The 22,311-nt window shown below is 66.3% G+C and carries 24 protein-coding genes and 1 tRNA gene; 17 read left to right on the forward strand and 8 right to left on the reverse strand.

What is annotated here, in order from left to right; all coding sequences use genetic code 11:
- Nucleotides 1-23: 23 nt before the first annotated feature.
- Nucleotides 24-1,391, forward strand: coding sequence for an FAD-binding oxidoreductase (locus tag VUN84_02720; GenBank protein XAS64607.1), 1,368 nt, complete (start codon nt 24-26; stop codon nt 1,389-1,391).
- A gap of 93 nt (nt 1,392-1,484) precedes the next feature.
- Here the strand turns inward: VUN84_02720 and VUN84_02725 are convergent, their stop codons facing one another.
- The 4 genes from VUN84_02725 to VUN84_02740 form a co-directional block, all read right to left on the reverse strand.
- The gene (locus VUN84_02725; GenBank protein ID XAS64608.1) at nt 1,485-2,921 is read right to left on the reverse strand and encodes a DUF4032 domain-containing protein; all 1,437 of its coding nucleotides are present in this window, start codon (nt 2,919-2,921) and stop codon (nt 1,485-1,487) included.
- A 144-nt stretch (nt 2,922-3,065) separates the two neighbouring features.
- Nucleotides 3,066-4,148 (reverse strand): sn-glycerol-3-phosphate ABC transporter ATP-binding protein UgpC, encoded by a 1,083-nt coding sequence (ugpC, locus tag VUN84_02730; protein XAS64609.1) that lies wholly within the window; start codon nt 4,146-4,148, stop codon nt 3,066-3,068.
- Between the two features lie 269 nt (nt 4,149-4,417).
- Nucleotides 4,418-5,230, reverse strand: coding sequence for a trehalose-phosphatase (otsB, locus tag VUN84_02735; protein ID XAS64610.1), 813 nt, complete (start codon nt 5,228-5,230; stop codon nt 4,418-4,420).
- Complete coding sequence (locus VUN84_02740; protein ID XAS65740.1) at nt 5,220-6,629, reverse strand: trehalose-6-phosphate synthase; 1,410 nt, start codon at nt 6,627-6,629, stop codon at nt 5,220-5,222. The genes otsB and VUN84_02740 overlap by 11 nt, the downstream gene beginning before the upstream one ends.
- A 260-nt stretch (nt 6,630-6,889) precedes the next feature.
- Here VUN84_02740 and VUN84_02745 point away from each other — a divergent pair, with 260 nt between their 5' ends.
- The 6 genes from VUN84_02745 to VUN84_02770 all read left to right on the forward strand — a co-directional run bounded on the left by VUN84_02745 (nt 6,890) and on the right by VUN84_02770 (nt 11,031).
- Nucleotides 6,890-7,780, forward strand: a complete 891-nt coding sequence (locus VUN84_02745; protein ID XAS64611.1) for a DsbA family protein — start codon at nt 6,890-6,892, stop codon at nt 7,778-7,780.
- Nucleotides 7,781-7,927: 147 nt separating this feature from the next.
- A tRNA-Thr gene (locus VUN84_02750) sits at nt 7,928-8,004 on the forward strand.
- A gap of 235 nt (nt 8,005-8,239) precedes the next feature.
- Nucleotides 8,240-9,214, forward strand: coding sequence for a hypothetical protein (locus VUN84_02755; GenBank protein XAS64612.1), 975 nt, complete (start codon nt 8,240-8,242; stop codon nt 9,212-9,214).
- A gap of 89 nt (nt 9,215-9,303) precedes the next feature.
- Nucleotides 9,304-9,792, forward strand: a complete 489-nt coding sequence (locus tag VUN84_02760; protein XAS64613.1) for a GyrI-like domain-containing protein — start codon at nt 9,304-9,306, stop codon at nt 9,790-9,792.
- 133 nt (nt 9,793-9,925) lie between these two features.
- A complete protein-coding gene (locus VUN84_02765; GenBank protein XAS64614.1) occupies nt 9,926-10,228 on the forward strand; it encodes a DUF4193 domain-containing protein in 303 nt (100 codons plus the stop codon).
- A 257-nt stretch (nt 10,229-10,485) separates the two neighbouring features.
- Nucleotides 10,486-11,031, forward strand: a complete 546-nt coding sequence (locus VUN84_02770) for a hypothetical protein (protein ID XAS64615.1) — start codon at nt 10,486-10,488, stop codon at nt 11,029-11,031.
- Between the two features lie 22 nt (nt 11,032-11,053).
- Here the strand turns inward: VUN84_02770 and VUN84_02775 are convergent, their stop codons facing one another.
- The 4 genes from VUN84_02775 to VUN84_02790 are packed head-to-tail and all read right to left on the reverse strand — an operon-like array spanning nt 11,054 to nt 14,256.
- Complete coding sequence (locus VUN84_02775) at nt 11,054-11,434, reverse strand: flagellar assembly protein FliW (GenBank protein ID XAS64616.1); 381 nt, start codon at nt 11,432-11,434, stop codon at nt 11,054-11,056.
- 23 nt (nt 11,435-11,457) lie between these two features.
- The gene (flgL, locus tag VUN84_02780) at nt 11,458-12,345 is read right to left on the reverse strand and encodes a flagellar hook-associated protein FlgL (GenBank protein XAS64617.1); all 888 of its coding nucleotides are present in this window, start codon (nt 12,343-12,345) and stop codon (nt 11,458-11,460) included.
- A gap of 2 nt (nt 12,346-12,347) precedes the next feature.
- Entirely contained in the window at nt 12,348-13,757 is a 1,410-nt protein-coding gene (flgK, locus tag VUN84_02785; protein ID XAS64618.1) for a flagellar hook-associated protein FlgK, read from the reverse strand.
- Nucleotides 13,758-13,767: 10 nt separating this feature from the next.
- Nucleotides 13,768-14,256, reverse strand: coding sequence for a flagellar protein FlgN (locus VUN84_02790; protein XAS64619.1), 489 nt, complete (start codon nt 14,254-14,256; stop codon nt 13,768-13,770).
- A gap of 299 nt (nt 14,257-14,555) precedes the next feature.
- Between VUN84_02790 and VUN84_02795 the strand changes: the two genes are divergently transcribed.
- The 10 genes from VUN84_02795 to VUN84_02840 all read left to right on the forward strand — a co-directional run bounded on the left by VUN84_02795 (nt 14,556) and on the right by VUN84_02840 (nt 22,305).
- Nucleotides 14,556-15,401, forward strand: a complete 846-nt coding sequence (locus VUN84_02795) for a flagellin (GenBank protein ID XAS64620.1) — start codon at nt 14,556-14,558, stop codon at nt 15,399-15,401.
- Between the two features lie 184 nt (nt 15,402-15,585).
- A complete protein-coding gene (gene fliD, locus VUN84_02800; GenBank protein XAS64621.1) occupies nt 15,586-16,896 on the forward strand; it encodes a flagellar filament capping protein FliD in 1,311 nt (436 codons plus the stop codon).
- Nucleotides 16,893-17,405, forward strand: a complete 513-nt coding sequence (gene fliS / locus VUN84_02805; GenBank protein XAS64622.1) for a flagellar export chaperone FliS — start codon at nt 16,893-16,895, stop codon at nt 17,403-17,405. Before fliD ends, fliS begins: the two co-directional genes overlap by 4 nt.
- Before the next feature lie 37 nt (nt 17,406-17,442).
- On the forward strand, nt 17,443-17,823 hold the full coding sequence (locus VUN84_02810) for a hypothetical protein (protein ID XAS64623.1): 381 nt from the start codon (nt 17,443-17,445) through the stop codon (nt 17,821-17,823).
- Between the two features lie 180 nt (nt 17,824-18,003).
- Nucleotides 18,004-18,345 (forward strand): flagellar basal body protein, encoded by a 342-nt coding sequence (locus VUN84_02815; protein ID XAS64624.1) that lies wholly within the window; start codon nt 18,004-18,006, stop codon nt 18,343-18,345.
- Complete coding sequence (locus tag VUN84_02820; protein XAS64625.1) at nt 18,345-18,737, forward strand: flagellar basal body rod C-terminal domain-containing protein; 393 nt, start codon at nt 18,345-18,347, stop codon at nt 18,735-18,737. Before VUN84_02815 ends, VUN84_02820 begins: the two co-directional genes overlap by 1 nt.
- Entirely contained in the window at nt 18,737-19,042 is a 306-nt protein-coding gene (gene fliE / locus VUN84_02825) for a flagellar hook-basal body complex protein FliE (protein ID XAS64626.1), read from the forward strand. The genes VUN84_02820 and fliE overlap by 1 nt, the downstream gene beginning before the upstream one ends.
- A complete protein-coding gene (fliF, locus tag VUN84_02830; protein ID XAS64627.1) occupies nt 19,042-20,649 on the forward strand; it encodes a flagellar basal-body MS-ring/collar protein FliF in 1,608 nt (535 codons plus the stop codon). The genes fliE and fliF overlap by 1 nt, the downstream gene beginning before the upstream one ends.
- Complete coding sequence (gene fliG, locus VUN84_02835) at nt 20,646-21,662, forward strand: flagellar motor switch protein FliG (GenBank protein ID XAS64628.1); 1,017 nt, start codon at nt 20,646-20,648, stop codon at nt 21,660-21,662. The genes fliF and fliG overlap by 4 nt, the downstream gene beginning before the upstream one ends.
- Nucleotides 21,652-22,305, forward strand: coding sequence for a FliH/SctL family protein (locus tag VUN84_02840; protein ID XAS64629.1), 654 nt, complete (start codon nt 21,652-21,654; stop codon nt 22,303-22,305). The genes fliG and VUN84_02840 overlap by 11 nt, the downstream gene beginning before the upstream one ends.
- Nucleotides 22,306-22,311: the final 6 nt, after the last annotated feature.

Genomic DNA, 22,311 nt, shown 5'->3' on the forward strand with positions numbered 1-22,311 from the left:
GGATTCAACGAACTGGAGACCGCATGAGCATCATCGACGAGCTCACCTCTGTCCTGGGACCGGCGAAAGTCGACCTGGATGACCCCACGCTGGCCGTCTATGCCGTGGATCAGGCACCGGTGCTGGACTATCAGCTGCCGCTGGCCGTGGTCCGGGCCGAATCGGTCGAAGACGTCCAGGCCACCGTCCGCGCCTGCGCCGCCCTCGGGGTCCCGCTGGTGGCCCGCGGCGCCGGGACCGGTGTGTCCGGCGGCGCCCATGCGAGCAAGGGCTGCATCGTGCTGAGCCTGGAACGGATGAACCGCATCCTTGACCTCAATCCTGATGACGAGACCGCCGTCGTCGAACCCGGGGTCATTAACGCGGACCTCAACGCCGCTGCCGCGGCCCACGGCCTGATGTATGCCCCCGACCCGGCCAGCTACAGGATGTCCACCATCGGCGGCAACGTTGCCACCAACGCCGGCGGCCTGCGCTGCGCCAAATACGGGGTGACCCGGGACTCCGTGCTGGCACTCGACGTCGTGCTGGCGGATGGTTCCCTCATCCACACCGGCCACCAGACGTTCAAGGGCGTCGCCGGCTACGACCTCACCGGGCTGTTCGTCGGCTCCGAGGGGACGCTGGGAATCGTCGTCGGTGTCACCGTCCGGCTCAAGTATCTCCCGCAGGACGTGCACACGATCGCCGCTTTTTACCCGGACTTCCGCACCGCCGCGGCCGGTGTCCTCGCTGTAGGCAAAGCGCGGGTGCAGCCGGCCATCATGGAACTGCTCGACAGCGGCACCCTGGCCCAGCTCGATGAGATGCACGGCTCGGACCTCGCCGCCAGGGGACAGTCCCTGCTGTTGATCCAGACCGACGGGTTCGGTGCGGCGGCCGAGGCGGCCGCCATCCGGCCCGTTCTCGTGGCGGGCGGCGCTGTGGTGACCATGGAAGCCAGCGCGGAGGCAGAGCAGCTTGTGGAACTGCGGCGCAACAGCCGCGGCGTGGAGGTCGACGACGAATACCGCGTGGGCGAGGACGTCGCCGTCCCGCGCTCCCGGCTGGTGGACTACGTCGCCGAACTGGAGGCCATGGCGGCGGCGAACAGGGTGAACCTCAAAGTCGTGGCGCACGCCGGCGACGGGAACCTGCATCCCACCTTCTGGGTGGACCGGGTGGACGGAGCCGTCGACGCCGGCGCCATGGAGCGGCTGGGAGCGGCCTTGGACAAATCCATCACCGTTGCCCTCGCGATGGGCGGCACCATCACGGGTGAGCACGGGATCGGCCAGTTCAAGCTGCGCTGGCTCGGGCTTGAACAGAAGGAACCCGTGCGCGAACTGCAGCGCCGGATCAAGGAACTGTTCGATCCGGCCGGCATCCTGAACCCCGGCAAGGCGATTTAGCGCAGCTGTGCCACAACGGCGTGGCCCGGGATCGACGCGCCGGCCCGGGACCGGCCGCCCCTGACTGGTGACGGGTGCGCCGGACGGGTCCGGTCAGTCGTTCGAGTCGGGATATTCGTCGTCGGACTCATCCGCGCCGTAGCGGGATTCCTCTGTTTCCACCTCAAGAATTTTGAGCAGTTCGGTGTCCGGGTTCAGCATGATCGCCGCCTCGTCCCGGCGGTGGCGGAGCTCGGAGTCGATGTAGGACTGCACGGCCTCGGCCAGCGGAATGTGCCGGTTCTCCTTTTCGGACATGTACCAGCGGTGCTCCAGGATCTCGTGGACTGCCTCCGCCGGTTCCAGTTTCCCGGACAGGTCCCGCGGGATGGAACGGACAATCGGTTCGAAGATCTGGCTGACCCACAAGTGGGCGCTGTATTCCTCATCCATCCCCGGGTTGTTATCCGCGCGGAACGAATCCATGTCGTTCAGGAGCCGGCGGGCCTGGTTCTCCTGGACGTCCAGGCCGGTCAGGCGCAGCAGCCTGCGCTGGTGGTGGCCGGCATCCACCACCTTGGGCTGGAGCTGGATGGTGGAGCCGTTCTGCGTCGTCTTGATCGCGTACTCCTCGACGTCGAACCCCAGCTCGTTGAGTTTGCGGATGCGGGCCGCGACCCGCCAGCGTTCGCCGATCTCAAACGATTCCTTCTCCGTCAGCTCGGTCCACAGCCGCCGGTAGCTGTCCATGATGAGTTCGCTGGTGGCGACGGGGTCCACCTTTTCCTCGATGAGTCCGCCGTCGAGCAGGTCCATCAGTTCCCCGGCAATGTTGACCCGGGCGATCTCCAGGTCGTATTCGCGCTGGCCGGTGGAGAGGTCCGGATAGAGCTCACCTGTTTCGGCGTCCACGAGGTAGGCGGCGAACGCGCCGGCATCGCGCCGGAACAGGGTGTTCGAGAGCGATACGTCGCCCCAGTAGAAGCCGATCAGGTGCAGGCGGACCAGCAGGAGGGCCTGGGCATCGATCAGGCGGGTGAGGGTGTCCTTGCGCAGCATCTGGGAGAAGAGGGCGCGGTAGGGCATCGAGAACTTCAGGTGCCGGGTGACCAGCACGGGGTTCAGCGGCCGCCCATCGGGGGTGGTGCGGCCGGTGATGACGGCGACCGGCTCCACGCAGGGCACATCCAGCCGGGCAAGCTTGCGGAGCATGTGGTACTCGTGGCGGGCCACGTGCTCTGAGGTTTCCTTGATGGCAATGACCGAGCCGCCGAGGTGGGCGAACCGCACAATGTGGCGGGAAATGCCGCGAGGGAGAGCGGCGAGGTGTTCCGCGGGCCAGTCCTCGAGGGCGATATGCCACGGCAGGTCCAGGAGTTCGGGCTCGGTGGCGGCAGCGGTAATGCTCAGCGAGCTCGAGGCCATGGGGGCCTTGCTGTCATTGGCGCTGGCGGCTTCAAACCGGGGCAGCTTGCCGATCTGGCCGTAGTCGGTGGGTTCGTCGTGCCACTGGGCACTGTTTTCCTCGGTGCTGGCGTATTCCTCGGTCATGAGCCAATTCTTCCGTACTGGGCGCCGCTGCCCTAACGGACGCCGGCCAACAGGTTATTTAACGCCTGACGGCGGCCCTCCCATAGGAGGACCGCCGTCAGTTGCGCAGCGTTGCCTGGAGCGAGGTCAGGGTGCCGGTGGCGATTAATCGCCCAGGCGCAGGCCCGTCTTGGTGTCGAACAGGTGCACGTGGCCGGACTGGGGGCGGACGTAGATGGTCTCGCCCTTCATCGGCGGGCGGCGGCCGTCGACGCGTGCCACGATGTCGTGGCTGGTGCCGTCCAGCATGGTGTGCCCGTAGACGTAGGCGTCGGCGCCGAGTTCCTCGACGACGTCGACCTCCACCTGCAGGCCTTCACCCTGAGGCACCGTCTCGAGGTCTTCCGGCCGGGAGCCGAGGGTGACCGTCTTGCCGGTGGCCGCTTCGAGGACGTCGTGCGGCACCGGGTAGATGGTGCCGCCGAACTGGACGCCGCCGTCGACGACGGGCAGTTCCAGCAGATTCATCGCGGGGGAGCCGATGAAGCCGGCCACGAAGACGTTCTTCGGCTTGTCGTACAGGTTGCGGGGGGTGTCAACCTGCATCAGCAGGCCATCCTTCAGCACGGCGACGCGGTCGCCCATGGTCATGGCCTCGACCTGGTCGTGGGTCACGTACACAGTGGTGACGCCCAGGCGGCGGGTCAGGGACGCGATCTGCGTGCGGGTCTGCACGCGGAGCTTGGCGTCAAGGTTGGACAGCGGCTCATCCATGAGGAAGACCTGCGGGTTACGCACGATGGCGCGGCCCATGGCCACACGCTGGCGCTGGCCGCCGGAAAGGGCCTTCGGCTTGCGGTCCAGGTACGGCTCGAGGTCCAGCAGCTTGGCGGCTTCACGGACCCGCTCGGCGCGCTCTTCCTTGCTGACGCCGGCGATCTTCAGAGCAAAGCCCATGTTGTCTGCGACCGTCATGTGCGGGTACAGGGCGTAGTTCTGGAACACCATGGCGATGTCGCGGTCCTTCGGCGGGATGTCGGTGACATCGCGGTCGCCAATGAGGATCCGGCCGGAGTTGACGTCCTCAAGACCTGCAAGCATGCGCAGGGAGGTCGATTTGCCGCAGCCGGAGGGTCCTACGAGGACCAGGAATTCGCCATCGGCGATTTCAATGTTGAGCTTGTCAACAGCGGGCTTTTCGGTGCCCGGGTACAGACGAGTTGCGTTGTCAAAAGTAACTGTAGCCACAGTTATCAATCCCTTCACCGGCAGGTACGTGCCGGACGATCCGTAGTGAATGGTCTTATTGTTCAATTGTTAATTCAGTTGTTACTCGGTTCTCAGCACCTGGTCGTGCGCATACTCCCCGGCCGAAGCCGAGGAGTATCCAATGATGCCGCACGGTACTTGTGCGCCACATCACAACAAGAGTATGTCAGATGTTTGGTAAACGGGGCGAAATGTTGGCGATTTCACACGTGATGGGGCTTACGTTGGGCCCGCAGTGCCGCTGACCCTCACATGCCGAGGGCGCGCTTCCGTTCCCTCAGCAGGGCTTCCAGCAGCTCGGAGACATAGACAGGGGCTTCGATCCGGAACTGCGCCTGGGTGAAATCCAGGCCCACTTTCACGCCGAGGTCCCCGGGCAGCAGGCTGGCCAAGGCGTCCTCGTCCGTGGTGTCGTCACCGGCGAACACCGTGGCAGTCGCACCGGTCGCCTGGCGCAGGAAGGTCACACCCTCCCCTTTGGACGCGTGGATCACCGAGGTCTCCAGCACGCGGTTGCCGGCCTTGAGGAAAACGCCGGGCTTGTCCTGCAGGACGGCCCGGGCTGCGGCGACGGCGTCCTCGGCGACGTCGTCCTCGGCCAGGCGGGTATGGAGGACGACGCCGGCCGGCTTGTCCTCCAGCAGTGTGCCCGGAGCTACCCCGACGATCCCCTCCAGCTCTTGCCGGACCTCGGCGAGCAACGCCCGGCGGGGTTCATCGAGTTCCAGTTTCGCGGAGCCGGGGCCCAGCCAGGCTTCAGCGCCGTGGCTTCCGATCAGCAGCGTCTTCGCCGGGGGAAAGGCGACCGCCCGCAGGCTGTCCAGCGCCCGCCCGGAGATGAGGGCCGTCGTCGTCCGCGGCAGGTCGGCAAGCGCGGCAAAGGCTGCGGCGGAGCGGGGGAGGGCGCGGGCGTCGCCGGCGTGGTCCACGAGCGGTGCCATGGTGCCGTCAAAATCCATTGCCACCAGCAGCTGTTCGGTGCCGGCGACGCGGCGCAGCGCCTCCAGCAGCTCCGGGGAGAGCGAGAGTGGCGTCTGCCCGGGGGATGGGTCAGGAGTCATCGCGGATTACCTTCTCTTCGAGGGCGCTCAGGAAGTCCGAGGACCAGAGGTCGACGTCGTGATCGAGGATCTGTTTGCGCATCGCACGCATCCGGCGCCCCGCCTCGGCCGGCTGCATGTTGACGGCCCGCATGATGGTGTCCTTGAGGCCGTCGATGTCGTGCGGGTTCATCAGCAGCGCCTGCTTGAGCTGGTCTGCGGCACCGGCAAACTCGCTGAGCACCAGGGCGCCGTCGTTGTTGGTGCGGGCCGTGACGTATTCCTTGGCCACGAGGTTCATGCCGTCCCGCAAGGCGGTGACGAGCATGACGTCCGCTGCCAGGTACAGCGCCACCATCTCCTCGACGGGGTAGCTGTGGTTCAGGTAGCGCACGGCGGTGTTCTGCATGGTGTCGTACGTGCCGTTGATGTGGCCCACCGTGCCCTCCACTTCTTCGCGGAGGAGGCGGTACTGCTCCACCCGTTCCCGGCTGGGACTGGCGACCTGGATGAGGGCGGCATCTTCCACGGTGACCTTGCCGTCGGCCAGGAGTTCCTCGTAGGCCTTGAGCCGGTGCCGGATGCCCTTGGTGTAGTCGAGCCGGTCGACGCCGAGCAGGATGGTCTTCGGGTTTCCGAGGTCCCGGCGGATCTGCCGGGACCGTTCGACGATCTCAGGTTTCTGTGCGAGCTCGCTGATCTGCTTGACATCGATGGAAATGGGGAAGGCCTGGGCACGGGCGATATGGGTGGTTTTCCCGTCGGAGCCCTTGACGTGGATTTGCTGCTGCTTGACGCTGGCCCCGAGGAAACGGCGGGCGGAGCGCATGAAGTTGCCGGCGTCGCTGGAGCGCTGGAAGCCGACCAGGTCAGCGCCCAGCAGTCCGTCGATGATGGCCCGGCGCCACGGCAGCTGGGCGAAGATCTCCGGCGGCGGAAAGGGAATGTGGTTGAAGAAGCCGATTTTCAGGTCCGCACGCGCCTCGCGGAGCATCTTCGGCACGAGCTGGAGCTGGTAGTCCTGGACCCACACCGTGGCGCCGGGGCCGGCGTGGTGGATGACGGCGTCCGCGAACCGGCGGTTGACCTTGCGGTAGGAGTCCCACCACGTCCGGTGGAACTCCGGCGGCGCGATCACGTCGTGGTAGAGCGGCCAGAGCGTGGCGTTGGAGAAGCCCTCGTAGTAGAACTCGATGTCCTGGGTGCTCAGCTGGACCGGCACGAGGTCGATGCCGCCGTGGCTGAAAGGCTGGAGCTGCTCGTCCGGGGCGCCGTGCCAGCCCACCCACGCGCCGTCGGTCTTCGTCATCATCGGCGCAAGGGCAGTTACCAGGCCGCCGGGGGAGCGGCGCCAGCCGCCTTCGCAGCCGGGCTCGTCCGGGTCACAGCGGTCGACCGGCATGCGGTTGGAGACCACCATAAAGTCATATTGCGCGTTCGGATCGGTCTTGCTCGCGCCCTCGGACTTTGGATCCGGTTCGGCCTGTTTGGCTGCCTGCATTGGTGCCCCCTGGGGTTCGCTCATGGCTTTTGTCCACCCTAGCCGGGCGGAATCTTCTGGGCTATTCGTCCGTTAGGAGGCGGGGAGGAAAGTTGAAAGCGCAAGTTCCCAGTTTTCTCCCCTAAAATGATGAACTGCCACCGAAGTGGATGTCACCGGCCGATCGACCCGAGGAACCAATGAGCCCCGCTAACGACCCCCGTCAGTCCAAGTCAGAGCGAACTGCCGCGGCCCGCGAGAAAGCCCGTGAAATCCGTGAGGCGCAGCTGAAGAAGGAGAAGCGCAACAAGCTGCTGATTGGTTGGGGCATCGTTGCCGCCGTCGTGGCCATCATTGTGGTGGTGGCGCTGGTAGTGACCTCCAACATTCAAAAGAACGCTCCGGTCGCGGACGAGGGGCCAACACCCGCCAACGGCAACGTCTACGGCGGCGTGACCCTCCTGGCGAACTCCGAGGTGGCCAAGACGGAGCCTGGCACAGTCAGGATCGCCGACCTGTCCGCTCCGGCGGAAACCCCGCCGGCTGAGATCACCGCCCCCGGCGCAGAGGCCGAGGCCGGTAAGCCGGTCAAGGTGGTCCTCTTCATCGACTTCATCTGCCCGGTCTGCAAAAACTTTGAGACCCAGTACAACGAGACCCTCACGAAGCTCCGCAACGAGGGCAAGATCACCGTGGAATACCGTCCGCTGGGCTTCCTTGACACCCGCTCCACCACTAACTACTCCTCCCGTGCAGCCAACGCAGCGGCCTGCGTCGTGAACGAGTCGCCGGAGAAGTACGCCGACTTCGTCAACATGCTTTTCCAGAAGCAGCCTGCTGAAGGCAGCGCCGGTATCTCCGATGCGGATCTGAAGAAGATGGCAACCGACGCCGGGGCCAAAAGCATCGACACCTGCGTGGACGGGAAGACGTACCGCCCGTGGGTCAAATACGCCACCCAGCAGGCCGCATCCATCGGTGTGACCGGAACGCCGACGGTCCTGGTCGAAGGCAAGCAGTGGGGCAAGGGCGACAGTGCCCAGACCCCGTTCGATCAGTTCCTGCAGGCCGCCATCGACGCCAAGAAGTAACCGGAAGCCCTGCCGGCAAACAACAGGCCCGGTTCCGGATTCTTCCGGAGCCGGGCCTGTTTTTATCCCCGGGCCGATCGTGGGCTAACCTTATCTAGCGCACTTGCGCCAGGCCCGCGCGGCCCGGCGCGGGCCTGGCGCAGGAATGCCTCCTTAGCTCAGTTGGCCAGAGCACCGCTCTTGTAAAGCGGGGGTCGTCGGTTCGAATCCGACAGGGGGCCCCACGAACCCCTCCGTTCCGGTGATGTCGCCCGGAACGGAGGGGTTTTTCGTGCAGGAGTGCTGATGCTTTGTCCGGATCGAGCCGCAAGGCCAGTCTCGATCCTCCCTGCGGATGATCCAACGCGACGCCCATCACCTTGGAGCCCACCGTGGCCAAAAATCGGGAAAGTGTGGAGAATGTCCGTAGCATTGCGATGCCGCATCTCCGTACTTAGGCATCCGACACTTAGGCATCCGATGCCGGATCTGTTGGGCAACATGGCCACCCGGGACAACCCGTGGGCCAGCAACAGTTGGGGGAACACCATGACCGAAAGACGCCGACGCCGGTGCCCAGCTACCGCGTTCACTGCCGCCGCGTTCAGTGCCACCGCGTTCACTGTCGCCGCCCTTCTCTCCGGCTGCGCCGCCGCGTCAACCGAACCCGGTGCCGCCAGCACCACCGGAACCTCCGCTCCGGCCGGTGTGCCCGCCCCTGGCAGTACCCCTGCGTCGTCCACGGCCGGAATCCCGGCCGCCGCATCCGCCCCCGCCGCATCCGCCCCCGCCGGAGCGGCCCGGGCGAGCTTGAAAGACAGCGCTCCCTTCCAAGCCCTGACAGCCGAGCAGCAATCCAGGGTCAGTGCTTTGGAGGCCATGGACGTGGCCGCGTTCCAACAGCAGAGCCGCGACGACCAGCTGGCCTACGGGGCCTTCCTTCGCGAGGTGTATCCGGGGGGCGCCGTTGCGGGGGCGGCCGGCAACAGCCCGGACCCCAAGCTCCCGGCCGCCAGGAAGGTGTCCAGCTCGGACACCGGAGAGCAGGTGGTCAATGACCAGCTCCTGAAGGCGGCGACGGCGATGGCCGCGGGCGGAAACTACGCGAAGATGGCTCCGATCCGCGTCTCACCGCTCTTTACCGGGGCCTACGCGGACGTTTCCTCGGTTCCCGCAGCCACCGGCGCACTCGACGCCTCCGGGCTCCCGGAATCAACGGGCATGACGGTGGAGGACGAATCCAATACGTTCCTCCCCATGGACGGGTCCTGGGAGGAGCTCACGTTCAAGATTGTCCAGATGCGCAGCACGTCGACCGGGGCCCGCACCCAGTTCTGGTTCGCGTACACCCCGTTCATGAACATCCACGGGGAACAGGACGGCGTGTGGATTCTGATGTTCAAGGCCGGGGAATCCCAGGAAAAATGGGTACCCGATCTGTCCGTGATCGACTGAACGGACCTGTTCGCGGCCCAGCGCACGGACGCCGGCGAGCGGGCCGTTAGGCCCTAGTCCGCGGAAACCGCACGACAGAGTCTGGGCGTATGACTGAATCGACTCCGGAAACAACACCGGACATCAAGTCCACCCAGCTCCAGGAACAGCCGACGGCGGTGCTGCGCGAGACCGTCCCCATGACGGAGTTGCGCGGGTTCTTCGACCGGGCCTACGGGTTGGTGTCCGCGGCCGCCGAACAACAGCACGTCCAGCTGGCAGGGCCGCCGTTCGCGATGTACCGCGGAATGCCGACCGACGTCGTCGACGTCGAGGCGGGCTTCCCCGTGGCGGCGCCGTTTCCCGGCGGAAGCGACGGCGGGGTGACCGCGGGAACCCTCCCGTCCGGCCGGGCCTTCCAAGCCATGCACGTGGGTCCGTACGAGTCGCTCCCGGAAACATACAGCGCGGTGATGGCCAGGATGCAGGCCGACGGAGCCGCCCCCGGCGATGCCATGTGGGAGTACTACCTCAGCGATCCTGCGGCGGAGCCTGACCCGGCGAAGTGGAAAACGCTCATCGTCTGGCCGGTCGCCTGAACGGCCGGCTCCGGGGTTTCCGACGCAAAGTGTCGGGTTGGCCACACTTTTCCTCGACTGCGGGCATAATGTCCTAAACTGCTTCACTGAGGTGCCTGAATTGGCGCTGCGCAGCAACGAAAGTGAACCCCACATGGCAACCGATTACGACGCACCCCGCAAGACCGAAGAAGAGTCTCCGGCCGAATCGTTGGAGGCCCTTCAGGCATCCCGCGGCGGCGGCGCCCAGACCGCTGTGATCGACGTCGACGAGAACGATACCGCCGAAGGCATCGACCTGCCCGGCGCCGATCTCTCCGGTGAAGAGCTGACGGTCATTGTTGTTCCCGAGCAGTCCGATGAATTCACCTGTTCCTCCTGCTTCCTGGTCCGTCACCGGTCGCAGGTGGCCAAGGAAAAGAACGGCCTGAAGTTCTGCCGCGATTGCGAAGGCTAGGGGACCTTCCACCGCGCACCACCGCTTCACTGCACTGACGCAACACAGCAACGCACCGCGAAGCGCCGGACCCGCTGGAGGACCGGCGCTTCGCCGTTTCACCGGCCCTGCCACTCCCGCGGACGACGGCGGTGCAACCGTTCCGTGACCGGCTCCGCCCCGGTCTAACGCTTCGACGCCGATGGAGCTGGCCCCTCGATTCAGCCCCTCAACGCTCGTACTCTGGAGTTATCTCAACTCTCGGGGGGCGGCCCACAATGAAGAAGTTCCGGGTATGGCTGATAGCGGTCCTGATGGCGGTCGGATCGGGGCTGGTGGCGCCTGGCCCTGCGTCGGCGGCCCCCTACTGCGGACTGGTGTGGGGATCGCTCAGCAAAGCGGACCCGGCCATGAGCCAGGCCCAGGTGAGAAATGTCCGCACCGGCCAGCACTACTGCTTTGACCGGCTGGTCATCGACCTCAATGGGCCGGTGGGCGGTTACACCGTCCGGTACGTTCCGCAGGTGACGCAGGACGGCTCGGGCCTTCCTGTTCCGCTGCGCGGCCAGGCGTTCCTCCAGGTCACAGTTAACGCCCCGGCCTATGACAGCAACGGCGCCGCCACGTACAGCCCGGCGGATCCGAAGGAACTCAGTGACCTCACCGGCTACCAGACGTTCCGGCAGGTGGCCTGGGCGGGCAGCTTTGAAGGGTATTCCAGCCTCGGTATCGGCGTCCGGGCCCGGCTGCCGTTCCAGGTGTTCGCCTTGGCAGGTCCGGACGCGGGCTCACGGTTGGTGATCGACGTCGCGCATTTCTGGTGAGCCGCGCTCGCGGAGAAAAGCGTCAGAGCGAGCTGAGGTCGGCCCGGAGCGGGTAGTCGCGGCCGTCCAGGACCAGCTGGGTGCAGCGGCGGTTGGCCGGGTTGAGCACCACCGGGGCCATCAGGTTCACGGTGGTCCCGCCGGCGGAGTGATTGATCACCACGAGCACCTGGGGTGTCCCGCCGGGCTCTACGTCCAGGGCTTCCAGTACGGCGGCAGGCACGGGCGGGGCGTAAGCCGGCACAAACACGGCGGCGTCCGCGAGGAACAGCCGGAGCGGGACGGGCGAACCTGCCTCCAGCGCGTAGAGCCCGGCGGCGCCGTCGACGCTGCGCAGGGTAAAGTCCCGCACGCTTTCCAGACCCGGCATGGGTGCGGTGAACGTCACGGGCGTGTTGGTCACGGGTGCATCAGCCACCGGCGTGTTCATCGCAGGAAGTCCATCAGGGTGGGCTGCAGAACCCGGGCCGTGGCGGCGAGGGCCACCTGGTAATTGGTCTCCTGGAGTTTCAGGTCCATGATGACGCTGCTGAGATCTGCCTTTTCAATGCCATTGCGCTTGGCGTCCAAGGTGGCCTCCAATTCTGTGTTGACGGATCCGGCGCGTTCCAGCTGCGCCTGTCGTGTTCCTATTTCAGCACGTCCGGAGATGACGGTGGACAAGACCGCGTCCACGTCCTGCAGCTTCGGAGTGATGTCGCCGCCGGCCCGCAGGGTGGCAGCCATGCCGCTGACCAGTGTGAAGACGGACGTGGTGCCCGCACCAAAGATCTTCGCCCCGTCGGCATCGACCCGGACTGTCTGGCCGGCGCTGATGCGCCGTTCCACCGAGCCGTTAGCGGACCCGTTGTAGGTGGACGGGTCAGCGGGGCCAAAGGCGACCGCGGCGTCGGAACTGCCGGCGAAGATGTTGCGGCCCGACTGCTTCGCGTTGGCGGTGGCGAGCAGATCCTGGTTCAAACCGTCCAGCTGGGACGCGATGGCGTCCTTGCCGGCCTTGTTCAACGTTCCGTTGCCGGCCTGGACTGTCAGGTCGCGGATCTTGTTGAGCAGGTTGTTGGCGTTCTCCAGAGCCAAATCGGCCGCGTCGAGCCAGCGCCCGCCGTCGTCAATGTTGCGGCCATACTGGGCGTTGGCAGCGAGCTCGGCGCGGGTACGGAGGGCTTCTCCGGTGGCGGCAGGATCGTCGGAGGGACGCGAGATTTTGTTCAGCGACGTAGCTTTTTCCTGCAGCCCGGCCAGCCGGGACTGTTGGGTCTGCAGCGTGCGCTGGGCGGTGGTGCTCATGGTCAGGTTCGTGACGCGGTTCAGCATGGCTATCTTCCTACCAGTCCGGTGCGGTTGATCAGCACGTCCAGGGCCTCGTCGACGGCGCTCATCACGCGGGCCGCGGCCTGGTAGGCGTGCTGGTTGGTGAGCAGGTTGACGTTTTCCTCGTCCAGGCTCACGGACGCCTGCGAGGCCCGGCTGCCCTGCGCGGAGATTTCCGCCGCGGAGCTCAGTGCCTCGTGCTGCTGGGCACCTCGTGACTGCACGCCGATCCCGGTGACGATATTTGCCCAGGTGTTGTCCGGAGCTCCGGGGCCGGATCCGAGCTGGGAGATCGTGTCGGCCAGGCTTCCGTCCAGCTTTCCCTGGCCCGCTGTCCCGACGGCGACGCCGGCAGCTTCGGTGGGGACGACGTTCAGGCTGCGGGCCGGATCCGTCGCAGAGACATTGAAGAAGTTGCCGACCGTTGTTCCGTCGGACGTCTGCCCGCCGGAATAGGCGGAATTCACCGTGTCCCCGAGCTTGCTGGCGAATGAATTCAGCGACACGGCGGCCGCGGCGATAGCACCGCCTCTGGCGGCCGGGGCGACGACGGACAAGGCGCCGGCGATTGAACCACTGATATCAGCGACGGCTGCGCCCGGACGGTCCGCCCATTCGAGCTGGACGGTGGCGCCGAGTTTGTCCGCGCCTTGGGATCCGGACAGGGCGAGGGTCCGGACGGAACCGCCCGTGACGAGGGCATTTCCCCCCACCAGCACGTCAACGGTGCCGTCAGCCTGCTCCCGAACAGTGCCGCCGGAGAGCCGGGAGATGGTTTCGGTGAGCTTGGCCCGGGCGTCGATCAGTTCATTCGCAGAGCCCCCGGCGGCGAGGGTGGAGCGGATCGTGGTGTTATAGGCCGCCACTTGCGAGGCGGCAGCATTGACGGTGTCCACGGATTCCTGTGCCTGAGCCCGGACGCTGCTCCACTGCCCTTCAAACGCGCGGTAGGAGGAGGAGACCTTGGCGGCGAGATCGTTGCCTGCCGCCAGGACCTGTCCCTTGGCCGTCGCATCCCCGGGATTGTTGGACGCCCCTTGCCAGGCGGACCAGAAATCATGAAGCGCCGAAGAGATGCCGTTGTCGCCCGGCTCCTGCAGCACGCCTTCAATGCCCTGCAGCGCGGCGGACCGGGCGCTCGCGAAGCCGGCCTGCGCGCCTGTTGAGCGGACCCCGGCGTCGAGGAAGCTGCTGCCCAGCCGGGCGATGGAGTCCACCGACACGCCCTGGCCCGCCTGCAGCAGCCCGCCGCTGAAGAGGCCCCGGGTGGGCGCCCCGACGGAGGACTGCTCAACACGCTGCCGGGTGTAGCCCTCGGTGGCTGCGTTGGCGATGTTTTGACCGGCCACGTTCATGCCCTGCTGGGCGGCGGTCAGGCCGCGGTAGGCGGTGTTCAGGGCGCCAAAGGTACTCATGATCGCGTCCTTAGAATTGCTGGTCGAAGATGCGGGAACCGGCGGTCTCGGCGGTTTTGCCGTGCGCGTCATAAGTGCCGGCTGCCGCCGTCGGCCGCAGATCCGCGAGGGACTCCTGGGTGGACCGGACGGCGGTGCGCAGGTACTGCTCGTTGGAATCGCGCAGTTCCTTGATCAGGGCCGTCTGCTTGGTCATGGCACTCAGGTGCGCGCTGAGGATCTCGGACCAGGCCCCCTGCGGGGCAGCTGCGGCCAGTTCGCCGAGGGAGACGTCTGTGGGCAGCCCCCAGGTTTCGGCGACGACGGCGGCCTCGATAGTGCGGGCCAGGCTCGCCTGCGAGAGGTGGGCCAGGACCTGCTCGACTTCCTTGGTGCCGTGGGGCAGCCAGCGGGACTTTCCCGAGGTGAGCAGCAGCTGCTCTTCCTCAAGTTTGAAGGTGAGAACGTCCAGGAGTTCACGCTCCCGCCACAGCAGGGCTGAAAGTTCGTGGATGGCCATAGGTCCGGACGGCTCCCTCTATTGGTGACAAACGTTTAGTGGCTAACGCGGTGGTGTGCCTGGCGTGCAGTACATAAGGGTCAGCTGCGGCCATCAGCAGGGTTCGTAGAAACTATCGGCCGGTGAAGTGGATCCGTTAGCCGGAATAGGGCGGGAAAGGTGTTGTAAGGGGGGGGAATTAGCCAGCGGGAAAACAATTTTCAAATTCTGCTTACCTGCTTCGCCTAAACGGCGATAGCTACTCCTGAAGGCCCACGGATGGGCCATCGCACACCGTCCCACATCATGGAGGAAACATCATGGGAATGCAGATCAACACCAACCTGGCTGCCAACAACGCCTACCGCAACCTCAGCAACACCCAGAACGACCTGTCCAAGTCGCTGGAGAAGCTTTCCAGCGGCCTGCGCATCAACCGCGCCGGTGACGACGCGGCCGGCCTGGCTATCTCCGAAGGCCTGAAGTCCCAGGTCAACGGCATGGGAGTTGCTGCCCGCAACGCCCAGGACGGCATCAGCGTCATCCAGACCGCAGAAGGCTCCTTGAACGAGGTTCACTCGATCCTGCAGCGTGTTCGCGACTTGGCCGTTCAGGCCGGCAACGACTCGAACAGCGTCAAGTCACGCGAGGCAATCACGACGGAAGTCAAGGCACTCGGTGAGGAACTCACCCGCATCGGTGCGTCCACGAACTTCAATGGCAAGAATCTGCTTGACGGCGTAACCACCTCACTGACCTTCCAGGTCGGCGCCGGAAGCGTCGCTGCTTCCGACCAGATCGCTGTGAAGTTCATGGACGTCGCAGCAATTGGAACTGCCGTCACCGCCCTCGGCACTGCAGCCACGGATGGTTTCAAGGATGCAGGGACGGCCCTGACGACCATCGCGGCATTGGATACCAACATTCAGACCGTCTCTAGCGCCCGTGCGGAACTCGGTGCCAGCCAGAACCGCTTCGAGAGCGTCATCAAGAACCTGAACGTCTCCAAGGAAAACCTGTCCGCTGCCAACTCCCGTATCCGCGACACGGACATGGCAGAGGAAATGGTCAAGTTCACCAAGTCCAACATCCTGTCCCAGGCCGGCACCGCAATGCTGGCCCAGGCAAACCAGTCCGGCCAGGGCGTTCTCCAGCTCCTGCGCTAAACCGGTTCGGGTGGACTAGCAGTCAAGAAGTGAGTCCGCCGCCCTTGATCGGATAAGAGAACCACTCCCGGTCAGTTCGCTGTGGAAGGGCCGGACGATGCGAGCAATCCATCGTCCGGCCCTTACGCGCAGCTCCTGAATGAACGAAAAACCGGCACGAACCAGAGAGCAAGGAGCGGCAGCCATGGGAATCTCCCTTGACGGGCTAGCCAGCGGACTCGACACCACGGCCTTGATCGGCTCCCTCATGCAGGTTGAAGCGATCCCGCAGACACAGCTGAAGAACAAGTCGTACGAGATCCAGACCATGGTGTCCGCCCTCCAGGGCCTGAACACGAAGGTGGCTGCGCTCGCCACCCAGGCCTCGGCCGCCGCCAAGCCCGGTGCCCTGGACCTCTTCGCCGCTACCCTGAGCAGCGACAAGGTAACCGCCACCACCACCGCGGCCGCCAAGGCAGGCTCCATCGACTTCACCGTCACCAAACTGGCCCAAACACAGGTCGCTGTGACGAACAAAGTGGTGGGCTGGCCGTACACCACCATGACCATCACCAGCGGCGGGCAGAGCTACACCGTCACCCCGCTGACCAGCTCCCTTGACGACGTCGTAAGTTCGGTCAACGCCGCCGGAGCCGGCGTGGTGGCCAGCAAGGTGGCCGTTGGCGGCGGTGAATTCCGCCTGCAGTTCGCCGCGACGAAACCCGGTGAAGCCGGCGCCTTCACCATCACCGATCCCGGAACCGCGTTCACCAACGTCAAGGCCGCGCAGGACGCGGAAATCGAACTCTGGCCCGGCACCGGTGCCGCCCAGGTGGTGAAGTCCCCGACCAACACCTTCGCCGACGTATTGCCCGGGGTATCGCTCACCGCCAAGGAAATCACCGGCGCTCCCGTTACCCTCACCGTGGGCCGTGACGACGCCGGCATCACCAAGCTCGCCTCCGACCTGGTGGCCGGGCTGAACGGTGTCCTGTCCCTCGTGGCCAGCAAAAGCGCCGTCAGCGGCGCCGGCGGCTCCGCGACCTCCGCAGGGGTCTTTGCCGGCGACAGCACCATCCGGTCGATGAACCAAACGCTGCTCTCGGCCGCCTCCCTGCCGGTCGGCACACCGCCCCGCTCTCCGTCGGAAATCGGCATCAGCATCACCAAAACCGGCAGCATGGAATTCGACGACAAGAAGTTCGCCGCAGCCCTCGCCGCCGACCCGGCCGGAGTGCAGGCGAAAGTCCAGGAAATTGCGACCCGCCTCGCTGCGGCAGCAACCACCGCCTCGGACAAGTACACCGGCACGCTGACCAACAAAATCACCGGCCAGCAGACCGAGGTCAAGGACCTTACCGACCGCATCAGCGACTGGGACACCCGGCTGGAATCCCGCAAAGCCACCCTGCAACGAACCTACTCGGGCCTGGAAGTGGCGCTGAGCAACATGAAGGCCCAACAGGCCTGGCTTTCCTCCCAACTCGCAGGCCTCTCAGGAAGTAGCTCAGCATGACTACCACGTCCTTCGCCGGCTACGGCAACACCGCCCAGCGCAACCAGTACCTCGCGGACTCCGTCCTCTCGGCCCCGCCGGCCCGGCTGCTCACCATGCTCTACGACCGGCTCCTGCTGGACCTCGGCCGGGCGGAAGCGGCGCAACAGAGCGCCAACTGGCCGGTCGCCACGGAAAACCTGCTCCACGCCCAGGCCATCGTCACGGAACTGTCCTCCTCGCTGAAAACCGACGCGTGGGACGGCGCCGACGGGCTGCTGGGTGTCTACAACTACGTCTCCACCGCCCTGATCAACGCCAACATCCAACGCGACGCCGCACTCACCCGGGAAGCGATCGAGCTGCTTGAGCCGCTGCGCCAGGCCTGGCACGACGCCGCCGCAGCCGTTCCAACCCCCGCCCCGGCCGGGGCTCCGGCCTTCGCGACTACCGGCCCTTCCGGTTTCGCGTCGTCCGGCGCCTGGAATGCCCAGTCCGGATCCGGCAGCGGGAGCCTCGGTTTTGGGTGACTGGGCCGATATGGAAACCAAAGCAGGGGGAGCCGGCATGCAATTTTCTGAAACGACGCTGAACCGGGCCGCCGGCACGGACACCGCACTCGCAGCCTGGAACGCGGTGCTTGACATGCTTGAGATGGCGGTCGGCGCCGCTGAACGGACCCTGAAGGACCCGCTGGGCCCGCTGTCCGCCGCACCCCAGGCCGGGGCGGAGCCGCAGGCCGAGAAACGCTGGCAGCCGCCGGTGTCCCCGGGGCCCCTGTCCGCCGTGGCCCGCCGCCGCGCCCTGGCGCTCTCTGCTGCGCAGGACCGGGTGGCCCGGAGACTCGAAGAGGCCCGCTCGGATGTGGCCCGGCAGCTGCAGGCGGTCTCCTCCGTCCCCGGCATCGGGGACCCCTCCGGTGCTGTGTACCTCGACGTCAACGGCTGACAGGCCGCGCCCAAAAATCCCGGGACCCGGCGGCACCACACCCGGCGGTGAACCTGCAGAAAACCTGAGGAAATTTCTGCTAACGCGCAGCTGACCGCTGCCGATAACCATTCTTAGAGCACGGATTGCTCGTTTAACGGCCACGGATCGGCCCTCGCCACTTTCACCAGGCAGGACTCTGTGCTCGAATCCGTGACTTCCGCCGCCTTGGCCAGCGCCATGGACGGTTTGGCGCTGCGCCAGCGCGCCATCGCGAACAACATCGCGAACGTCAACACGCCGAACTACCACGCCAAGCGTGTCAGCTTCGAGGCTGCCCTGGCGGATTCCGTGCAGTCCGGCGAAGGCACAGTGGGCGCGTCCACCGGCACCTCGCTGGAGCCCACCCAGTTGAACGGCAACAACGTCAACCTGGACACCGAGACCCTCTCCAACATCGATACCGTGCTGCGCTTCCAGTTCGCTGCCCGGGCCATCGGCGGGGAATTCAATGCCGTCCGTGCCGCGATGAGGACCAGCTAATGACCTTCGACGCCATCGGCATCGCCGGCTCAGCGCTCACCGTGCACCGCAAATGGCTCGACGCCGTCTCGGATAACCTCGCCAACATGAACAACGCCTCGGCCACGTCCGGGCCGGCCTTTCGAGCCAAGTATGTTGAGGCCGCCGAAGGGTCTGAGGGCAACGGTGTCTTCGTCAAAAGCACCCAGCTCGGCAACGCCGAAGGCCGGATCGTGTACCAGCCGGACCACCCGCTGGCGGACGCCGACGGCAACGTGAAGTACCCGGACATTGATATGGCCGAACAGATGGGCGCCCTCATCATCGCCCAGCGCGGCTACCAGGCCAACGCGCAGGTAGTGGACCGTGCCCGTGAGACCTACCTGGCTGCCCTTGAGATTGGAAGATCCTGATGCCTGTTTCCCCCATCGCCCCCGTCCAGGGCGTTATGCCCACGGACTACCTTTCCGGCACCGGCGCTGTCACCGGCACCGACGGCTCAGCCTTCGGCGCCTCCCTCACCGGGGCGGTGGATAACCTCCAGCAGCTGCAGTCGACGTCGAAGGAGCTCGCCGTCTCCGCTGTTACCGGCAACCTGGATGACATCCACAACGCCACCATCGCGTCCAGCCGAGCACAGATCACGCTTGAGCTCGTGGCTGCGGTGCGCAACAAGGGCGTCGATGCGTTCAACGAAATCATGAGGATGCAAGCCTGATGCCGCCGCAGATCACTGTCTTCTTCCAGCGCTTCGGCGCCGGACTCAAAAGCTTCACCACCGGTCAGCGCACGCTCGCCGTGATCGGGGCAGCCCTCCTGGTGGTTGGCATCATCGCCCTCTCCGCCTGGCTGTCCAAACCTGCCCTGACGCCGCTGTTCTCCGGCCTCAAGGACACCGACGCCAACGGCATCGTGGAGCAGTTGCGCAAGGACAACGTGCCGTACGAATTGAGCGACGGCGGCTCCACCATCCTGGTACCGCAGGACAAGGTCTATGACGAACGCCTGAAAGCAGCCGCCGCCGGCCTGCCCACCGCAGCCGCCACCGGGTACTCCCTGCTGGACAAAATGGGCGTCACCTCGTCGGAGTTCCAGCAGTCCGTCACCTACAAGCGGGCCCTCGAAGGCGAACTTGCGAGCACCATCACCGCCATGGAGGGCGTGAAGACCGCCGCAGTGCGCCTGGCCATTCCGGAAAAGACCGTGTTCGTCTCCAAGACCCCGGACACCACCGCGTCCGTTTTCGTGGAAACCACCCCGGGCACCACGCTGTCCGGTGACAAAGTCCAGGCCATCGTGCACCTCACCTCGGCCGCCATCGAGAACCTCAAGCCCGCGAACGTCTCCGTCGTCGACTCACAGGGCAACGTCCTGTCCGCGGTCGGCGCCGGTGCGGCGGGGTCGGCCTCCAAGCAGGCCACCGATTACCAGCAGCGCACCTCCGACGCCGTCAGGGCCGTGATGGACCGCGTGGTGGGTCCCGGTAATTCCACCGTGGCCGTGGCCGCGGATGTTACCGGGGAATCCGCCCAGCAGAAGAGCGAGACCTTCAGCAACGCCGAGGGCGCCCTCCCGCTCAGCGAGTCGTCCAAAACCGAGAAGTACACCGGCACCGGGGGAGGCGCCGCGGGGGTCCTGGGCCCGGATAACATCGCGGTTCCCGGCGACACCAGCGGAAACGGCAACTTCGACTCGGCCACGGCAACCAAGAACAACGCCGTCAACAAGGTCACCGAGGACCGGCTGATCCCGGCAGGTGCCGTGAAGCGGCAGACCATCTCGGTCGCCGTCGACCAGGCCGCGGCCGGCGGGCTGAACCTGGGCTCGCTGACCTCGCTCGTCACGGCAGCCGCCGGCGTGGACACCGCCCGCGGCGACGTCGTGACCGTTGAGGTGGTGCCGTTCAGCACCGCCGCCGCGGACCAGGCAGCCGCATCCCTGGACGCAGCCAAAGCCGAGCTCGAAGCCCAGAAGCAGGCCGAGTTCTTCAACACCCTGATCACGGCCGGCAGCATCCTGCTGGGCCTGCTGATCCTGGCCCTTGTCATCACCGTGGTGCTGCGCCGCCGGCAAAAGCGTGAGCCGGTGGACCTCGGCGAACGCCTGGACCTTGAGCTGGTGCCGGTGCTGCCGGCCGTCACCGCGCTGCCCCCGGCGCCCGCGACGTCCGCCATTCCGATCGCCGCCCTTCCGCCGGTGCTTCCGCCGCCGGCGCAGCTGGAGGCTGAACGCCGCCGCTTCGAGATCGACAACATGGTCGCCGCCAACCCGGAGAAGGCAGCCGATTACCTGCGCGGCCTCATGGATGACAGGCAGCCGGTATGAAACTCGCCGATTCACCCCTTACCGGCACCCAGCGGGCCGCCGTCGTCCTGATGCAGATGAGCCCGGCCAACGCCGCCAAGGTGATGGCCCAGTTCAACGACTCCGAGGCCGAGGAAATTGCCGCCGAGATCGTCCGGCTCCGCAAGGTGGACCCGGAAGTCGCAGAGCAGATTATGAAGGACTTCCACGAAACCGCGATGACCAGCCCCCGGCAGGCCCGGGGTGGCCGGGAACTGGCCGAAGGCCTGCTGGAAGCGTCTTTCGGCACGGAGAAAGCCGCGGGCCTGCTGAACCGGCTGACGGTCAACATGGCCGGCAAATCCCTGGAGTTCCTCGAGGACATTGAACCCGTACAGATCCTCGCGCTCATCGACGGCGAACTGCCCCAGACCATCGCCCTCGTCCTGGCGCACCTGAGCCCGCGCAAGGCCTCCGCCGTGATGTCGGGGCTGCCGGGTTCCCTGCGGGCCGACGTCGCCCTCAGCATCGCCACCATGGGCTCGGGCGCCCCCGAGGCCATCGGAATCGTTGCCGACACCCTCAAGCTGCGCGGCGGCGCGGCCGTCTCACAGCAGGCATCCAAGGTGGTGGGCGGCATCGCGCCGTTGCTGGAAATCATTAACCGGACCGACGCCGGCACCGAACGCTCCGTACTGGACGGCCTGGACCTGCTGGATCCGGCCCTCGCCGTGGAGATCCGCGCCCAGATGGTGACTTTCGACGACATCGTCAAACTCGAACGCCGGGACGTGCAGCTGGTGCTGCGCGGCGTCGACGCCGCCGTGCTGGCCGTGGCCATGAAGGGCGCCTCGGAATCCGTCCTGGAAGCGATCACCACCAACGTCTCCGGACGCAACCTGGAAATCCTCGAAGCGGAAATCGCCGCCCAGGGCCCGCTGCGCGCCTCCCAGGTCGAAGAAGCCCGGGCCGCCGTGGTGCGCTCCATCCGCGAGCTGGACGCCGAAGGCCAGATCACCATCCAGCGCGGGGACGAAGAAGCCTATGTCTACTGACGCGGCAACGACCGGCAACGGACCCGCCCGGATCATCTTTCCCTCGCTCCGTGGCAGCGGACCCGCCAGCGAGCAGGCCGGCTACACCGAAGGGCACGCCGCGGGGTACGCCGCCGGGGTCCGTGCTGCCGCCAAGGAACAGCGCCGCTGGCGGGACCGCATGGCTGCCGAGCAGGCCGCCTCGCTGGCCTCCGGGCAGCAGGACCTGGACCGGGCGGTCCGCGCCCTCGCGGTGGCCCGGACGGACTTCGCCCACCGCAACGTCCAGGCCCTGCACGACGCCGAGGAAGTCCTGGCCCGGACGGCGCTGGAACTTGCCGAGGCCATCCTCGGCTACGAACTCGCCGAGGGGACCCGGACGGCCCGCGCCGCCCTGGACCGCGCCCTCGCCGGAGACGACGCCGCCACCGTGCTGGCGATCCGGTTGAACCCGGCGGACATCCAGGTCCTCGCCAAGGAAGGCCAGGACCTGCCGGCCGGCCTGCCGTTGCGCGCGGACCCATCCCTCAACCGCGGCGACGCCAAAGTTGAATACCGGCAGGGCTGGCTCGACGCGAGCCTCGGCAGCGCCCTGGCCCGTGCCCGCGAAGCGCTCCTGGGCGATCAGGGCCGGGCGGACGCCGCGCCGGGAGACCTGCGGTGATCGCCG

The sequence above is a fragment of the Micrococcaceae bacterium Sec5.8 genome (genome assembly GCA_039636775.1).
Classification (GTDB): domain Bacteria; phylum Actinomycetota; class Actinomycetes; order Actinomycetales; family Micrococcaceae; genus Arthrobacter.

Excerpts from the sequence above, each read along its gene's own strand:
- VUN84_02765 (XAS64614.1), top strand. The coding sequence starts at position 9,926 with ATGGCAACCGATTACGACGCACCCCGCAAGACCGAAGAAGAGTCTCCG.
- VUN84_02790 (XAS64619.1), bottom strand. The coding sequence starts at position 14,256 with ATGGCCATCCACGAACTTTCAGCCCTGCTGTGGCGGGAGCGTGAACTC.
- VUN84_02770 (XAS64615.1), top strand. The coding sequence starts at position 10,486 with ATGAAGAAGTTCCGGGTATGGCTGATAGCGGTCCTGATGGCGGTCGGA.
- VUN84_02840 (XAS64629.1), top strand. The coding sequence starts at position 21,652 with ATGTCTACTGACGCGGCAACGACCGGCAACGGACCCGCCCGGATCATC.
- fliS (XAS64622.1), top strand. The coding sequence starts at position 16,893 with ATGACTACCACGTCCTTCGCCGGCTACGGCAACACCGCCCAGCGCAAC.
- VUN84_02810 (XAS64623.1), top strand. The coding sequence starts at position 17,443 with ATGCAATTTTCTGAAACGACGCTGAACCGGGCCGCCGGCACGGACACC.
- VUN84_02795 (XAS64620.1), top strand. The coding sequence starts at position 14,556 with ATGGGAATGCAGATCAACACCAACCTGGCTGCCAACAACGCCTACCGC.
- fliF (XAS64627.1), top strand. The coding sequence starts at position 19,042 with ATGCCGCCGCAGATCACTGTCTTCTTCCAGCGCTTCGGCGCCGGACTC.
- fliE (XAS64626.1), top strand. The coding sequence starts at position 18,737 with ATGCCTGTTTCCCCCATCGCCCCCGTCCAGGGCGTTATGCCCACGGAC.
- fliG (XAS64628.1), top strand. The coding sequence starts at position 20,646 with ATGAAACTCGCCGATTCACCCCTTACCGGCACCCAGCGGGCCGCCGTC.
- VUN84_02720 (XAS64607.1), top strand. The coding sequence starts at position 24 with ATGAGCATCATCGACGAGCTCACCTCTGTCCTGGGACCGGCGAAAGTC.
- VUN84_02755 (XAS64612.1), top strand. The coding sequence starts at position 8,240 with ATGCCGGATCTGTTGGGCAACATGGCCACCCGGGACAACCCGTGGGCC.
- VUN84_02740 (XAS65740.1), bottom strand. The coding sequence starts at position 6,629 with ATGGTGGTCTCCAACCGCATGCCGGTCGACCGCTGTGACCCGGACGAG.
- VUN84_02725 (XAS64608.1), bottom strand. The coding sequence starts at position 2,921 with ATGACCGAGGAATACGCCAGCACCGAGGAAAACAGTGCCCAGTGGCAC.
- VUN84_02760 (XAS64613.1), top strand. The coding sequence starts at position 9,304 with ATGACTGAATCGACTCCGGAAACAACACCGGACATCAAGTCCACCCAG.
- flgK (XAS64618.1), bottom strand. The coding sequence starts at position 13,757 with ATGAGTACCTTTGGCGCCCTGAACACCGCCTACCGCGGCCTGACCGCC.
- VUN84_02820 (XAS64625.1), top strand. The coding sequence starts at position 18,345 with ATGACCTTCGACGCCATCGGCATCGCCGGCTCAGCGCTCACCGTGCAC.
- flgL (XAS64617.1), bottom strand. The coding sequence starts at position 12,345 with ATGCTGAACCGCGTCACGAACCTGACCATGAGCACCACCGCCCAGCGC.
- fliD (XAS64621.1), top strand. The coding sequence starts at position 15,586 with ATGGGAATCTCCCTTGACGGGCTAGCCAGCGGACTCGACACCACGGCC.
- otsB (XAS64610.1), bottom strand. The coding sequence starts at position 5,230 with ATGACTCCTGACCCATCCCCCGGGCAGACGCCACTCTCGCTCTCCCCG.
- VUN84_02745 (XAS64611.1), top strand. The coding sequence starts at position 6,890 with ATGAGCCCCGCTAACGACCCCCGTCAGTCCAAGTCAGAGCGAACTGCC.